11 protein-coding genes are annotated in these 14,169 nt (G+C 69.2%); 7 read left to right on the top strand and 4 right to left on the bottom strand.

Features of this window, described 5'->3' with window-relative positions; genetic code table 11:
• Positions 1-4: 4 nt before the first annotated feature.
• Together FWJ47_RS02785 and FWJ47_RS02790 are read right to left on the bottom strand one after the other, a co-directional pair.
• Positions 5-958, bottom strand: coding sequence for an electron transfer flavoprotein subunit alpha/FixB family protein (locus FWJ47_RS02785; protein WP_342779639.1), 954 nt, complete (start codon positions 956-958; stop codon positions 5-7).
• Positions 955-1,770 carry an electron transfer flavoprotein subunit beta/FixA family protein gene (locus tag FWJ47_RS02790; RefSeq protein ID WP_147103770.1) on the bottom strand — a complete coding sequence of 272 codons (816 nt, stop codon included), beginning with the start codon at positions 1,768-1,770 and terminating at the stop codon, positions 955-957. Before FWJ47_RS02790 ends, FWJ47_RS02785 begins: the two co-directional genes overlap by 4 nt.
• Before the next feature lie 98 nt (positions 1,771-1,868).
• Here FWJ47_RS02790 and FWJ47_RS02795 point away from each other — a divergent pair, with 98 nt between their 5' ends.
• Both FWJ47_RS02795 and FWJ47_RS02800 read left to right on the top strand, forming a co-directional pair.
• A complete protein-coding gene (locus FWJ47_RS02795) occupies positions 1,869-2,768 on the top strand; it encodes an HpcH/HpaI aldolase/citrate lyase family protein (RefSeq protein WP_147103772.1) in 900 nt (299 codons plus the stop codon).
• A gap of 16 nt (positions 2,769-2,784) precedes the next feature.
• Entirely contained in the window at positions 2,785-3,924 is a 1,140-nt protein-coding gene (locus tag FWJ47_RS02800; protein WP_147103774.1) for an acyl-CoA dehydrogenase family protein, read from the top strand.
• Positions 3,925-3,930: 6 nt separating this feature from the next.
• Here the strand turns inward: FWJ47_RS02800 and FWJ47_RS02805 are convergent, their stop codons facing one another.
• Positions 3,931-5,097, bottom strand: a complete 1,167-nt coding sequence (locus FWJ47_RS02805) for a M20 family metallopeptidase (RefSeq protein ID WP_147103777.1) — start codon at positions 5,095-5,097, stop codon at positions 3,931-3,933.
• A gap of 95 nt (positions 5,098-5,192) precedes the next feature.
• Between FWJ47_RS02805 and FWJ47_RS02810 the strand changes: the two genes are divergently transcribed.
• The gene (locus FWJ47_RS02810; RefSeq protein WP_147103780.1) at positions 5,193-6,722 is read left to right on the top strand and encodes a sugar porter family MFS transporter; all 1,530 of its coding nucleotides are present in this window, start codon (positions 5,193-5,195) and stop codon (positions 6,720-6,722) included.
• Here the strand turns inward: FWJ47_RS02810 and FWJ47_RS02815 are convergent.
• Positions 6,719-9,958, bottom strand: coding sequence for a beta-phosphoglucomutase family hydrolase (locus FWJ47_RS02815; protein WP_147103783.1), 3,240 nt, complete (start codon positions 9,956-9,958; stop codon positions 6,719-6,721). The two genes, FWJ47_RS02810 and FWJ47_RS02815, sit on opposite strands and share 4 nt — an antisense overlap.
• Before the next feature lie 124 nt (positions 9,959-10,082).
• On the opposite strand from FWJ47_RS02815, the gene FWJ47_RS02820 reads away from it, so the two are divergent.
• The 4 genes from FWJ47_RS02820 (at position 10,083) to FWJ47_RS02835 (ending at position 14,125) form a co-directional block, all read left to right on the top strand.
• Positions 10,083-11,021 carry an acyl-CoA thioesterase gene (locus tag FWJ47_RS02820; protein WP_170228448.1) on the top strand — a complete coding sequence of 313 codons (939 nt, stop codon included), beginning with the start codon at positions 10,083-10,085 and terminating at the stop codon, positions 11,019-11,021.
• A gap of 62 nt (positions 11,022-11,083) precedes the next feature.
• Entirely contained in the window at positions 11,084-12,130 is a 1,047-nt protein-coding gene (locus FWJ47_RS02825) for a CPBP family intramembrane glutamic endopeptidase (protein ID WP_147103789.1), read from the top strand.
• Position 12,131: 1 nt separating this feature from the next.
• Positions 12,132-13,514 carry an MATE family efflux transporter gene (locus FWJ47_RS02830; RefSeq protein WP_147103792.1) on the top strand — a complete coding sequence of 461 codons (1,383 nt, stop codon included), beginning with the start codon at positions 12,132-12,134 and terminating at the stop codon, positions 13,512-13,514.
• A 20-nt stretch (positions 13,515-13,534) separates the two neighbouring features.
• Positions 13,535-14,125: a hypothetical protein gene (locus tag FWJ47_RS02835; RefSeq protein ID WP_147103796.1), complete on the top strand. Its 591-nt coding sequence runs from the start codon at positions 13,535-13,537 to the stop codon at positions 14,123-14,125.
• Positions 14,126-14,169: the final 44 nt, after the last annotated feature.

Here is a 14,169-nt window from a genome sequence, read left to right on the forward strand (position 1 = left end):
CCATTCAGCCCTTGCGGGCGCGGAGCTCCTCGACCATCTGGGGGAGGACGTCGTTGAGGTCCCCGACGACGCCGTAGTCGGCGATCTCGAACACCGGGGCATCCTCGTCCTTATTGATCGCCACGATCACATCAGCAGTCTGCATGCCCGCCTTCTGCTGGATGGCTCCCGAGATGCCCACCGAGATGTACAGCTGCGGGGAGACGGTCACACCGGTCTGGCCCACCTGCGCGGAGTGGTGGACCCACCCGGCGTCGGTCGCCGCGCGAGAGGCGCCGATGGCGGCACCCAGCTCATCAGCGAGCTCCTCCACCAGGGTCAGGTCGCCGTCCACACCCCGACCAGCGGCGACGACGACGCGCGCCTCAGCGAGCGGGGGCCTCCCTGACTTGGGCAGTTCGGCCGTCTCCAGCACCTCAAAGCCGGGAGCAGGCTTCACCGGCAGGGCGGTCACCTCCGGGGCTGCGCCGCCCTCCAGCAGAGCCTCCACAATATTGGGCTTCACCGTGGCGATCAGCGGCCCCTCCGCAGCCCGGGAGACCGTGGTGCGCTCACCGGCCAGCACCGACTTGGTGACGGTGCCGTCCGTATCGAGCCCCGTGGCGGAGGTGATCAGGCCGGCATCCAGCCGCACCGCAAGGCGGGCCAGAGCGTCCACCGCGTCCGGAGTGTCCGTCCCCAGGATCACTGAGGCGCCGGACTCCTTGACCGCGGTCTCCAGCAGATCCACCAGGGCCACGTCGGGCGGGAGAATCTCGCCCTCGCCCACGTACACCTCACGGACGCCCTTGATGCTCAGCGGTCCGGCCGCGGCCTCCGCCGAGGCGCCGGAGACCACGGAGACATCGCCCAGGCGCTCCGCGATGGTCAGCAGCTCCGCCTGCGCGCCCGTGAGGGACTCGTTCACACGGTCCAGGAGCACCAGGACCTGGCTGATTCCGGAAGTGGCCATGCTCATACCAGACGCTCCTTCGCGAGATAGTCCACGATCTTCTTCCCGCCCGCGCCGTCGTCAGTGACGACCTGACCAGCCGGCCGGGCCGCACGCTGCCGCACGTTCACAAGCTCCACCTTCGGGACCGTCTCAGCCGGCGCGAGCCCCACATCAGCCAGGTCGAAAGCAGACACCGGCTTCTTCTTGGCAGCCATGATCGCCTTGAAGTTCGGATAGCGCGGGTCATTGGCCTGGTCAGTGACCGAGACGACGGCGGGCAGAGCGACGTCGAGCTTCTGGATCGCCCCGCCGCTGATCCGGCTGACAACCAGGTGCTCGGCCTGCAGGCCGATCTCCACCGCCTGGGTCAGGGCCGGGATGCCGAGGCGCTCGCCGATCTGGGCAGGAACGGCACCGGACTCGCCGTCCTCAGAAGCCATGCCAGTCAGCACCAGCCACTCGGCGTCGTCGTCGCTCTCGAAATCTGCTTGGTCGCGCACCGTGCGGACCAGTGCGGCAGCCGCCGCGGAGGTGGCCCAGACGTCCGCCCCGGCCAGAGCGTCATCGGTCAGCCGGAATCCATCGTCAGCGCCGAGCTGCAGCGCCTTCTTCAGCGCGGCCGAGGCGCCCTCGGGGCCCACGGTGACAGCGGAGACCCGCACCTCACGGTCCGTCAGCGACTCCTTGATCTGCAGAGCCGCCTCGAGGGGGTACTCATCCAGCTCACCGAGGATCCCCTCGGAGCGGTCCAGGCGGTTCTCCTGCGTGAAGCGGCGCTCCAGCTGGGAGTCGGGCACCCATTTGACCAGGGTGATGATGTGAAGCGGTGCCGGCATGAGGTCCTTTCAGTCCAGGTATCCGCAGCGTTCCAGAATCGCCCTCCAGTTTCGCACGATCCGCGCCGCCCGGGCAGGGGCGGCGTAATGTAGGACGCATGGCAGCTTTCACGCTCGGTCCGGCCCTCCTCTTCTGCCCTGCTGACCGCCCCGAACGGTTCGCCAAAGCCGCCGCCCGCGCTGACGCCGTGATCCTCGACCTGGAGGACGCCGTCCTGCTCGAGCACAAGGCCCATGCCCGGGAGAACCTCACCCAGACCCTGAACTGGGAGGACGAGCTCACCCCTGAGAGCACCATCGTGCGGATCAACGGGGCGGCCTCCGGGGAGCAGGCCGAGGATGCCGCCGCCGTGGCCGGCACCGAGGTCCGATGGGTGATCGCGCCGAAGGCGGAGGACCCCGCCGAGCTCGACGACCTCGCCGCCCGCCTGCCCGGCGTGGGGCTCATCCCTCAGATCGAGACGCCCCGCGGCGTGCTGGAGGCCGCCCGGCTGGCCGCCCACCCCTCCGTCGTCGCCCTCTTCTGGGGCACCGAGGATCTCATCGCCGGGCTCGGAGGGGCCGGGGCCCGCCGCGCAGACGGCGCCTGCCTGCCAGTGATCCGGCACGCCCGCAGCCAGCTTCTCCTGACCGCCGGGGCCTACGGGATCCCCGCCGTCGACACGATCTTCACCAGCCTGAAGGACGTCGCCCGGCTCAGGCAGGAGACCGCCGATGCCGTCGCCGAAGGGTTCATCGCCAAAGCCTGCATCCACCCCCAGCAGGTCCCCACGATCCGGTCCGCCTACGCCCCCGAGCCCGCACAGGTGGAATGGGCGAAGGCCCTGCTGGTGGAGTTCGCCGTCCACGCCGGCATCCCAGCAGACGACGCCCCCATGGCCGACCCGGCCCGCAGCGGCGCCTTCCGCTTTCGCTCCGAGATGGTGGACGCCCCCGTCATCGCCCAGGCCCAACGCGTGATCCAGCGACACGAGGCGGCGCTGAGCACACCCGGCTGAGCGTAGACTCACCGTTATGTTCAACGGGTTCTATGAGGAGCTCCACGAGGAGTTCCGTGAGGTTGTCCGCGAGTTCGTGACCCGCGAGGTCGCCCCGAACTATCAGGAGTGGGACGCCGCGCACATGATGCCCCGCTCGCTGTGGGAAGCGGCAGCGGAGAACGGGCTGCTGGGACTGGCGGTGCCGGAGGAGCACGGCGGGATGGACCTGTCCGACTACCGGTTCCGAATGATCATTGACGAGGAGCTCGCCCGGGCCGACTGCCTGGCCGCAGGACTCGCCTTCCACCTGCACGACGACTGGGTGCTGCCCGCGGTGCTGCAGTTCGGCACCGAGGAGCAGAAGGAGGCGTGGCTGCCCCGGTTCATGGATGCCAGCCTGATCACCTCGGTGGCCTTCACCGAGCCTGGTGCCGGCTCCGACCTGCGCGGCATCCGCACCAAGGCGGTCAAGAATGACGACGGCTCGTGGACCCTGAACGGGCAGAAGACCTTCATCGGCAACGGCATCAGCGGCGACGCGGCCCTGGTGCTCGCCCGCACCGGGGACTCCTACTCGCTGTTCCTGGTGGAGAAGAGGGACAACCCCGGGTATCAGCCCGGCCGGCAGCTGGACAAGATGGGGCTGAAGGCCTCGGACACCGCCGAGCTGTTCTTCTCGGATGTGAACATCCCCGCCGGGAACCTCATCGGGGAGGAGGGCCGCGGCCTGGAGTACGCCAAGGCGGTGCTGCCGCAGGGCCGGCTCGCGCTCTCAGCCGCTGCCGTGGTCGTCACGGACACTGTGCTGACTTCCACGCTGCAGTATGTGAAGGACCGGGAGGCGTTCGGCCAGCCGATCGCCGGGTTCCAGCACACCCGCTTCCAGCTGGCGGAGATCGCCGCCCAGCTGGAGGCCGCCCAGCGGATGCTGGCTGCCGCTGTGGAGCAGCACAACGACGGCGGCCTGGACCAGATCACGGCCGCGAAGCTGAAGCTCCACACCTCGGAGTTCACCAAGCAGGCTGTGGACACCTGTCTGCAGCTCCACGGCGGCTACGGCTACATTCTCGAGTATCCGGTGGCCCAGGCGTTCCTGGCGGTCCGCCTGATGACGATCTTCGGCGGCACCAGCGAGGTCCTCAAGGAGACCATCGCCAAAGACCTCCTCAGCTGAGAAGTCTCATAGATTCTCGGCGATGAGGGCCGCCAGCAGGGCGGTCCGGGGGGCGATGTATGCGGTCAGGGCGTGCTCATGCTCGGCGTGGGCGCCGTCGCCGACCGCCCCCATCCCGTCCAGAGTGGGGATGCCGGCCGCGGCGGTGAAATTGCCGTCCGAGGCGCCGCCGACCTCGCGCCCGGCGGGAGCCTCGATGCCCAGCTGCCCGGCGAGCCGCTCCGCCTGACGGAAAAGGCCCTCACCGGCGGTGCGCTCCATGGGAGGACGGTTGATGCCGCCGGTGACCTCAACCCGGGTGCCCTCCACCGGGCTGGTGAGCTCACGGATCTGCCGGTCGGTGCGCTCCTGCTCGGCGATGCTGGTGGCCCGGCCGTCCACCGCGACGGTCGCCACGTCAGGGACCGTGTTCGTCGTAGTGCCCGCGGCCATGACCGTGGGGGTCACCGTGGTGCCGACCGCCGGGTCGCCGAGCGCCTCAATGGCAGGGAGCAGCTGTCCCAGGGCGATGCCGGCGTTGATGCCCTTCTCCGGGTCCAGCCCGGCATGGGCGGCACGCCCGTGGACGTGCACCTGCCAGTCCGCGGTGCCCTTCCGGGCGATCTTCAGGTCCCCACGCTCACCGATCGCGCCCTCCATCACGAAGGCCGCCCGGGCATTCCTCCCCTCCTCAAGGAGCAGCCGCCTGCCCGTGGCGGAGCCGACCTCCTCGTCCCCGGTCACCACAATGGACAGTCCGGTGAGGTCCTGCCCGGCCTCGTGCAGAAGGGCGGCGGCATGGAGGGACATCACGACGCCGGTGAGCATGTCGAAGACGCCGGGGCCGCGCATCACACCGTCAGTGCGGGTGAACGGCTTCCGAGCAAGCGTGCCGATCGGCCACACGGTGTCCTGGTGGTTGACCAGAAGCACGCACGGGTCCGCCGAGCCGAACCTGATGCGAACGTTCGTCACGCCGTCGTGCACCAGGGCTTCGGCGTCCACCCCGTAGGCGTCGAGCTCGAGCCGCTCCGAGGCCAGGGCGACCACCTCGGCGGCGCCGCGGGCCACGGCGTCGTAGTCGTTCGAGGGGCTCTCCGCCTCGACCAGCCGCTGAACGTCAGCGATCATCGTCTCCAGCCGCGCCTCAGCGGCGGCGAGCAGGGCCGGTGTTGCCATGTCAGGGTCAGTCATGCGGACCAGCCTATCGGGGCGTTCAGCCAGTGTTGGGTGTATAAGTGGTGCCCAAGAACGTGTGATGCGCATGACGACGGAAGGACGATCGAGAGATGCCTGACCCTGCCGAGCACGACCGACAGAAGCCGCTGCGGCCCCGTGCGGCCTCAGCGGCGAAGAAGTCCACGTGGCTCATCTACGTCTTCGGAGCCCTGGGTGGGCTGAACTGGGGGTATGACACCGGCGTCATCTCTGCGGCCCTGCTCTACCTGCGTGAGGACCTCGATGTCGGTGCCTGGATCGAAGGGACCCTGGTCGCCGCGCTGATGATCGGCGCGGTCGTGGGGGCCGCCGTCGGCGGGTACTTCTCCGACAAGTACGGACGCCGGGCCGTGCTCTGGGCCACCGCCGTGGTGTTCATCATCGGCCCGGTGGGCATGGCGCTCTCCCCGGAGTGGATCACCCTGACCGTCTTCCGGTTCGTCACCGGCATCGGCGCCGGCCTGGCCGCGCTCATCCTTCCCGTCTACCTCTCCGAGCTGTCACCGGCCCGGCTGCGCGGACGGACGACGGCGCTCTACGCGCTGGCGATCGGCGTGGGCCAGTTCCTCGGGTTCGTGATCGGGCTGGCCTTCGCAGGTGACATCAGCGCCGGCGAGGTGGACGGCTGGCGGTGGATGCTCGGCCTGTCCGTGGTGCCGTCGCTGCTGTTCGCCGCCGGGCTGCTGTTCGTCTGGGAGACCCCGCGCTGGCTGGTGCAGAAGGGCCGCGAGGACGAGGCTTGGGAGATTCTCCACTACGACCGCGACGCCGCCGAGGCCGAACGGGAGATGCTCGAGATCAGAACCACCATCGAAGCCGAGCGCACCGCTGGGCGCACCGTGCGGGAGGCGCTCACGCAGCCGTGGGTGAAGCCCGCCCTGCTCATCGGATTGGGCCTGGCGTTCTACAACCAGTTCATGGGCATCAACACGGTGGTCTACTACACCCCCACCGTGCTGCAGACGGTCGGCTTCAGCGCGGAGGACGCCGTCGCCTCCAACCTGATCGTCGGCATCACCCACATCCTGGCGGTCATCTTCGCGATCGCCATGGCGGACAGGCTCGGCCGCCGTCCCCTGCTGCTGATCGGCGCGGCCGGCGCGATGGTCTCCCTGGCGGTGCTGGGCATCGCCGGGCTGACCATGCTGCCCGGCGAGGAGGAGCTGGAGGCTATGGAGGCGGCCGGGCAGACCCCCGAGGCCGGCGCGGTCGGAGTCATCACCCTGGTCTGCATCACCCTGTACATCTTCATGTTCCAGGCCTCCTGGGGCTCCATCGTCTGGGTGATGCTCGGGGAGATCTTCCCGTTGGGGGTGCGTGCGGCTGCCATGTGCTTGGCGACGACGGCGCTCTGGGCGGCCAACGCCGTCGTGGCGTTCGGGTTCCCGCCGCTGCTGGATGCCTTCGGTGTCGGCTGGGTCTTCCTCGGCCTGGCGGTCTCCACGCTGACGGGCCTGATCTTCTGCTGGGTGAAGGTCCCGGAGACCAAGGGCCGCAGCCTCGAGGAGATCGAGGCCGGCTTCCGGCAGACCGGCAGCCTGGCCGTGGTCCCCGGCACCAAGCGCGTGGTGCAGTGGGAGACCGACCGGCCCCGGGACTAGACGCTGACCCTCCGCCGCTCGTACTCACGGGCCTGGTGCTGCAGCGGTACGGTCCAGACCTCCCCGGGCTCCAGACACTTGTGCTGCCCCTCCACATTGACGTCGATCGGCTCCGCTGAGCCCTCCGAGAGGTTCAGGGTGACCTGCTCGTGGTCGATGCGGACCAGGATCGGTTGGTTGCGGTACCGGATCCGGAAGCAGACCTCGGGCACTTCGTCCGGCAGCAGCGGGTGCAGCCAGAGCGCATCCGAGCGGGTCTCCACGCCGCCGTAGCAGCGGATCACCATGTCCACGGTGCCGGCCATCGCCCCCATGTGGATGCCTTCGCGGACGGTGCCGCCCTGGGTGTCGGCGATGTCGGCCTCCAGAGCCTCCTTGAACAGGTTCCAGGATCCGGCGCGGTCGAACCGTGCCGCCACCCAGCCGTGCACCAGCCGGGAGAGCGTTGACCCGTGGGAGGACCGGGCCAGGTAGTACTCGATGGTATGGCCGAAGTCGTCCATCGTCAGCTCGTAGCCCATGTGCTTCAGCGCCCCGATGAGCTCCTGGGCGGAGAAGATGTAGCAGAGCATCAGGACGTCGGCCTGCTTGGAGAGCTTGTAATGGTTGGTGGCGTCGCCCTCGGCCTGCAGGATCAGGTCCAGGCGGCCGATGTTGCCGTACTTGGCGCGGTAGCCTTCCCAATCGAACTCGAGAAGATCCTCATACCCCTCGAACTGGCTGATCACACCGCCCTCATGGAAGTGGATGCGCAGCCGCTGGGAGACGTGGTCCCAGTTCTCGAGCTCGTCGTCGTAGATGTCCAGCCACTCGGAGAGCGGATCGTCCCGGTCGTCGAGCTCACGGACCAGCTCAGCGCTGTGCCGGAGAACGAAGGAGGCGAGCACGTTGGTGTAGGCGTTGTTCCGCAGCCCCGAGCCGGGGGAGTCCGGGTAGCCGTCGTGGTACTCGTCGGGGCCCATGACCCCTTCGATGTCGTACCGGTCGGCCTCGGCGTCGTACGTCGCCATGGACACGAAGAACCGGCTGATCTCCACGAGCATCTCCCCGCCGTAGTCGGAGAGGAACGTGTAGTCCTGGGTGACCTCGAAGTAGCGCAGCACCGAGTAGGCGATGGCGAGGGAGACGTGCCGCTGCCGGTGCGAGTTGTCCGGCATCCACTGCTGGGAGCGGGGATTCCACAGCTCGGCGGGGGTCTCCTCGCGGCCGTCGGAGCCGGCCTGCCACGGGTACATGGCACCCTCGTAGCCTTCTGCGCGGGCCATCTCCCGGGCCTCGTCCAGTCGCCGATACCGGTACATGAGCAGTCCGCGGGTCAGCTCGGGCCGGCGCAGGGTCAGCATCGGGTACATGAACATCTCGTCCCAGAACAGGTGGCCGCGGTACCCCTCGCCGTGGAGGCCGCGGGCGCCGAGGGAGGCGTCGAGGTCGTGGCGGGCCCCGTTGGCGGTCTGCAGCACGTGGAACGTGTGAAGGTTCAGGGCGAGCTGCTGGCGCTGGTTGGTGCCGGCCTCCTCCGCGTCGCTGCCGAGGGAGACGGCGAAGCGGTGCCAGAGCGCCCCCCACATCTCCTCCTGGTAGCTGAGGAGCTCCCGAAAGCTGGAGGCTCGCTGCACGCGTTTGACCGCGTTGTGCCAGACGGTGCTGATGGCGTGGTCGTGGGAGTTCGAGGCCGCGGCGATCTTCTCGATCCGCACCGGCACCCCGGCGTCCAGGTTCAGGGAGATGTCGTGGCCGGCCACCAGGTCTCCCTCCATGACAGGGCGGCGCATGGGGGTGGTCATCCCGGGGGTGGTCACGGAGGTGCGGGAGGCGACGGCGATCTGCACCTTGGACTGGCTGGTCTGGGTCTCCAGCAGCACGGTCTCGCCGTCGACCTCGCGGGCGTCCACGGCCTCGAGGTGGTTTCCGGAGAGCTCCCGGTCCGCGGCGACGTTCCGGTTGGCGACCCGCCCGTCGATCATCGACCGGATGGCGACGCTGCCGGACCAGTTCTCCGCCTCGAGCTTGACCTCCATGCAGCCGAGATGGACGTTGGCCAGAGACTGGAACTGCCGGATGGTGACTTTGGTGCGGCGGCCGTGGAGGTCCTGGTAGCGGGCCACGCGGGTGTGGAGGCCGCGGCGCATGTCGACCTCCTGGAAGTAGTCGATCAGCTCAGGGGACCCGGGCAGCAGCGGGCTGCCCGCCTCCGGGGTGATCTCAAGGAAGGTCCAGTTGGGGATGTTGACCATGTGCTCGGTCTCCACGGTCTTCCCCATGATGTCGGTCTTCAGCCGGTTGAAGACTCCCGCCATGTAGTTGCCGGGGTAGTGGGCGGCGTCGGCTGATGTGCCGGGGTAGGAGCCGCGGGTGCCCCAGTAGCCGTTGGCGGTGGTGGTCAGCGTCTCGCGGGTGGGCTCCTCCTTGGGGTCGAAGCTGTCGTAGCGAAGCACCCATGTGGGGTCGAAGGGCCGGGTGGTGCGGGTCTCCAGCTTCGCCGCGGCGAGGTCCCTGACCACGATATCGGCCCCGCCCTCCTTGAGGCGCTTGGGGTCATCGCCCCGGTTGAGGCCCACCACCATGCCGAAGTTCCCGGCCCGTCCGGCCTGAACCCCGGAGACTGCGTCCTCGACCACGATGGCGTCCTGCGGCTCCACGCCCAGCAGCACGGAGGCATGCAGGAACATGTCGGGGGCCGGCTTTCCGGGGAGCCCCAGCTGGGCGATGTCGGAGCCGTCCACGATGACGTCGAAGGACTCCAGCAGCCCGGCGCGGCGCAGCACCTCACGCCCGTTGCGGGAGCTGGTGGCCAGGGCGATCGGGATCTCATCCCTCCGCAGCCGGTCGATGAGGGTGACAGTGGTGCTGAAGGTCTCCACGCCGTCGCGGTCCATCACGGTCTCGAAGTGCCCCTGTTTGCGGGCGGCGAGGCTGTGGACGGTCAGCGAGTCCGGGGAGTCGCCGGGGCGGCCGTCGGGAACCTCGAGGCCGCGGGCGGCCAGCAGACTGCGCACCCCGTCCTCGCGGGGCCGGCCGTCCACATAGTTGAGGTAGTCCTCGTCGGTGAACTCCGGCTGCGGGGCCCCGGCGATCTCGGCCAGTGCGGCGTCGAACAGCTCCTTCCACGCCTTGGAGTGCACGCCGGCGGTGTCGGTGACCACGCCGTCCATGTCAAAGATGACGGCGCGGAAGTGGCGCAGTGCGTGCCGCTTGGCCTCGGCGCTGTGGCGGAAGGGGTTCTCGAAGGGGTGCATATCAAGCCTCAGACGTCTGTGCGGATCGGGATCTGCTGTAAGTCAGGGTCTTACTGCCTCCTCATCCTAAGCCTGAGTCCGCGAGGCCGCCGCGTGACGCGTGCTGCCGGGTAGAGTCGTGGCTGTGGCGCGCCGATCCAACATTGAGCTGACCTTCCGGGAGGTCACCGGCACCTCCGGGAAGAAGAACGTCGCCGCGGGCACCGTGGTCGACTGGATCGACAAGACCGCCTACGCCTGCGCGGCGTCATGGACCCGCTCCCAGTGCGTGACCTCCTACGTGGGCAACATGCACTTCACCCGGCCGGTCCCCCGGGACACCCCGGTGCGGGTGCAGGCCCGGGTGGTGCACACCGGCCGCCGCAGCGTCCACATCCAGACCCGGGTGCTCTCCCGCGCGGAGGGGTCCTGGAAGGTCTGCACCGAGTGCTTCATGATCTACGTGGCCGTGGGGGAGGACGGCGAGCCCGTTGAGGTTGCCCCCTTTGAGCCCTCCACGGACCTGGAGATCCGGCGCGACGTCGACGCCGCCCGTCGGATGGACCACCGTCGGCAGATCGAGGAGCAGATCCGCGCTCTGCCCGAGTCCATGGGGGAGCCCGAGGCGCTGACCCTGCGGTTCGTCGCCGACACCGAGGAGCGCTACCCGGACGGGAAGGTCCGCGGCGGCGCGGTGATGAAGTGGATCGACCTCGCCGCTGAGATCTGCGCCGAACGCTACAGCGGCCACCGGGTCACCTCAGTGCTCACCGGCGGGGTCCGGTTCTACCGGCCCATCACCGTGGGCGACCTCGTGGAGGTGGACGCACGGCTGGTGCTCACCGGCACCAAATCGATGCACGTGCTCGTCCGGGTCCGCAGCGGGGACCGGACCGAACGCCGCCCGGAGGACGTCGCCTACGGGCTGCCGGTGATGGTCGCGCTCGACGAGAGCGGCGCGGCGATGCGCATCACCCGCTGGGAGCCCATCTCGGATGAGGACTACGCCGTCGCTGAGAAGGCCCGCCGCATCCGGGACCTGCGCAACGCGACGCTGCTGACGCCCTCCCCGGACCCGGTGTGAGCCGCTGATCTCCGCCCTGAGGCTGAGTACGACGTCGTGCCTGTCCCGTTAGGCTGACCAGCGTGAATGAGCAGCAGGCACCCGAACCGCACACCCCCGGCCCCTACGGGGCGCAGCCCGGCTCGGGCTGGCAGGCCCCAGGTCCGGACGGCCAGTCGGATCCCTACGGCCAGGCCGGCCGGTACGGGCAGCCCGCGCCCCAGCAGGCACCGGGCCAATATCCGCCGGGACAGCCCCAGAACACCGAGGGCACCCGGGGGGGCACGGAGCGGCATTCGGTCAAGCACCCGGCCAAGGGGTTCCCTGCCCGCCTGTGGGGACAGCCGGACTCAGACCCGGGCCGGCTCTCCTGGTGGGACCTGCTGACCGCGGTCCCGTACTTCGGGTTCTTCCTGATCGGCACCACGCTGCTGACCCTGCTGGCACAGGCCTCCGGCCTGGACGCCGCCGGCGGCGTAGAGCTCACCGATGAGGACTGGATGGGGGAGTTCATCCTCAACGCCGTGATCTTCGGGATCCTGCTCGCGCTGATCCTGCCGCTGAACGCCAAGGCGCTGATCCGCAGCTTCCGGGTGTTCACCCACAGCGCCCTGGCATGGCTGAAGCTGCTGGCCGTGCCCGGGCTGTGGTTGGTGACCATCCTCTGCAACCTGCTGATCACGGTGCTGATCTTCGTGATCTTCGGGGAGGAGCCCACCGTCTCGGAGAACCAGGCCGGCCTGGAGGAGATGATGCAGGTGGTGCCGTTCTGGGCCGCACTGCTGCTCTTCGGGATCGTGGTGCCCTACATCGAGGAGTACTTCTTCCGGCACCAGCTGGTGGGCAAGCTCTCCACGGTGCTGAACATCTGGGTGTGCGCGGCGATCTCGATCCTGATCTTCGCCGGGGTGCACGTCACCGCGGAGCTGATGACCGGGGATGCGGTGCTCATCATGACCTCCCTGTTCACCTACCTGACCATGTCGGTGATCATGACCCTTGCGTACATCTTCAGCGGCAGGTCGCTGGCGTTCGCCTGGTTCGTGCACGCGTTCAACAACATCGTCGCCGTGTGCAGCATGTACTTCCTGATGCCCTACATGGACGATCTCGCCCTGATCATCCTCTGACATGACAGCCGCAGAGCGCGACGGCGCTTCAGGCGAGCCGGACGCCGCGGACTCGCCCAGGGATCCGCGCCCAGTCCATCGGCAGATACTCAGCCTGGCTGTCCCCGCCCTGGGGGCGCTGGTGGCGGAGCCGCTGTTCCTGCTGGCCGACACCGCGATCATCGGACGGCTCGGCACCGAGCCCCTGGCGGGCGCGGCGCTGGGCATCACAGTGATGCAGACGGTGGTGGGGCTGATGATCTTCCTCGCCTACTCCACCACTCCCGCGGTCGCCCGGTTCCTGGGCGCGGGCAGGCTGGCCAAAGCGCTGGCAGCAGGGCGCGACGGCGTCTGGCTGGCCCTGCTCCTGGGGATGGTCCTGGCGCTGGCCGGCGCCGCGTTCGGCCCCGAGCTGCTGCGGGCGATGGGCGCCGAAGGTGCTGTCCATGAGTACGCCTGGGCGTATCTGCTGTGGTCGCTGCCGGGCCTGCCGGCCATGCTGCTGGTCTTCGCAGCTGTGGGAACCCTGCGCGGCCTCCAGGACACCAAGACCCCGCTGGTGGTCGCCGCGGTCGGGTTCACCGGCAACGCGGTGCTGAACCTGAGCCTGGTCCACCCGCTGGATCTGGGGGTCGCCGGCGCCGCGCTGGGCACCTCGATCGCCCAGTGGGGGATGGCGGTCGCGTACCTGGTGATGCTCGCCCCGCGGCTGCGCGCCCGGGGGGTGGCGCTTGCCCCGGACCCGATGGGACTGCGCAGCTCCTTTGCGGTGGGCGGCTGGATGTTCCTGCGCACCCTGGCGCTGCGCGCCGCGATCTTCGCCACGGTGCTGGTGGCCACGGACTTGGGCCCGGAGGTCCTGGCCGCGCACCAGGTGGCTTTCGTGGTGTTCTCCACCATGGCGTTCGCCCTGGATGCGCTCGCGATCGCAGCTCAGGCGCTCATCGGCCGGGAGATGGGGGGTGCGCGCAAGGAGGAGGCTCGCCGGATGACCCGGCTGATGATCCTCTGGTCGCTGGGCTTCGGGATGGTCACCGGTACGCTGGTGGCGGCTGCCGCGCCTTGGGCGCCGGCGCTGTTCACCCCGGATGAGCAGGTGGCTGCGGGGATCACCGCCGCCCTGCTTGTTCTGGCCGCAGCGCAGCCGCTGGCAGGCTTCGTGTTCATCCTCGACGGCGTCCTCATGGGAGCCGGCGACGTCCCCTACCTCGCGCTCGCCGGCCTGGTGAACCTCGGCATCTATCTGCCCGCCCTGTGGTGGGCCGCTCAGCAGGGACGCACGGGCACGACGGCGATTCTGTGGCTCTGGCTGGCGTTCGCCGTCGTGTTCATGGGCGGCCGCGCCCTGACCCTGGGCCTGCGCATCCGAACGGAGACCTGGATGCGCCTCGGCGAAACCCGCTGAGCGGGCGTAGACTCCTGGCCGTGTCCGTGACCAAAGTTCCTGCTGAGACCGCCGCCGCGCTCCAGCGGCCCGTCTGGCTCCGCGCCGGATTCACCGCCGCGTTCGGCGCCTTCGCCACCTTCTGGACCGGCAACGCGGAGCTTGCCGGGCTCTGGGGCGAGAACGCCTTCGTCGTCGGCAAAGTCGTCATGGCCGCGTTCTTCGTCCTCGCCTCCTCCATGGTGTGGGAGTACGGCAAGAACGAGAACGTGCCGGAGAAGCTGCGGACGGCACTGGCAGCCGGGGCCGCGCTCTGGGCGCTCAGCGGCGTCGTCGTCATCTTTATGACGAGCAGCGTCGCCGTCGCCGTCGCCGCCGGCATCGGACTTCTCAGCATGGGCGCAGCTGAGCTCATCGGCGGCATCCGGGTGCGCCACGAGTTCGTCCCCGCCCGCGACCACATCACCGTCGGCACGGTCACCGCGCTCACCGGCGTCGCCCTGTTCATCTGGCACGGCCCCGACCTTCATGCCGTTGCCGGCACCGCCGGAATGGGAATGATCCTCGCCGCGGCGCTGCTGCTCATCAGCGCTGCGGGCCTCACTCATGAGGCGCGGCAGGCGAAGGCCTGAGGCGCACTGCCGCGAGGCGAGCCGTTGATGTCTCGCGTAGAATA

This window comes from Nesterenkonia populi, assembly GCF_007994735.1.
In the GTDB taxonomy this organism is placed as follows: domain Bacteria; phylum Actinomycetota; class Actinomycetes; order Actinomycetales; family Micrococcaceae; genus Nesterenkonia; species Nesterenkonia populi.

Bases quoted from the DNA above. Each gene is read 5' to 3' on its own strand.
- FWJ47_RS02795 (WP_147103772.1), top strand. From the start codon at position 1,869: ATGGCAGCTTTCACGCTCGGTCCGGCCCTCCTCTTCTGCCCTGCTGAC.
- FWJ47_RS02810 (WP_147103780.1), top strand. From the start codon at position 5,193: ATGCCTGACCCTGCCGAGCACGACCGACAGAAGCCGCTGCGGCCCCGT.
- FWJ47_RS02785 (WP_342779639.1), bottom strand. From the start codon at position 958: ATGAGCATGGCCACTTCCGGAATCAGCCAGGTCCTGGTGCTCCTGGAC.
- FWJ47_RS02815 (WP_147103783.1), bottom strand. From the start codon at position 9,958: ATGCACCCCTTCGAGAACCCCTTCCGCCACAGCGCCGAGGCCAAGCGG.
- FWJ47_RS02800 (WP_147103774.1), top strand. From the start codon at position 2,785: ATGTTCAACGGGTTCTATGAGGAGCTCCACGAGGAGTTCCGTGAGGTT.
- FWJ47_RS02830 (WP_147103792.1), top strand. From the start codon at position 12,132: ATGACAGCCGCAGAGCGCGACGGCGCTTCAGGCGAGCCGGACGCCGCG.
- FWJ47_RS02790 (WP_147103770.1), bottom strand. From the start codon at position 1,770: ATGCCGGCACCGCTTCACATCATCACCCTGGTCAAATGGGTGCCCGAC.
- FWJ47_RS02805 (WP_147103777.1), bottom strand. From the start codon at position 5,097: ATGACTGACCCTGACATGGCAACACCGGCCCTGCTCGCCGCCGCTGAG.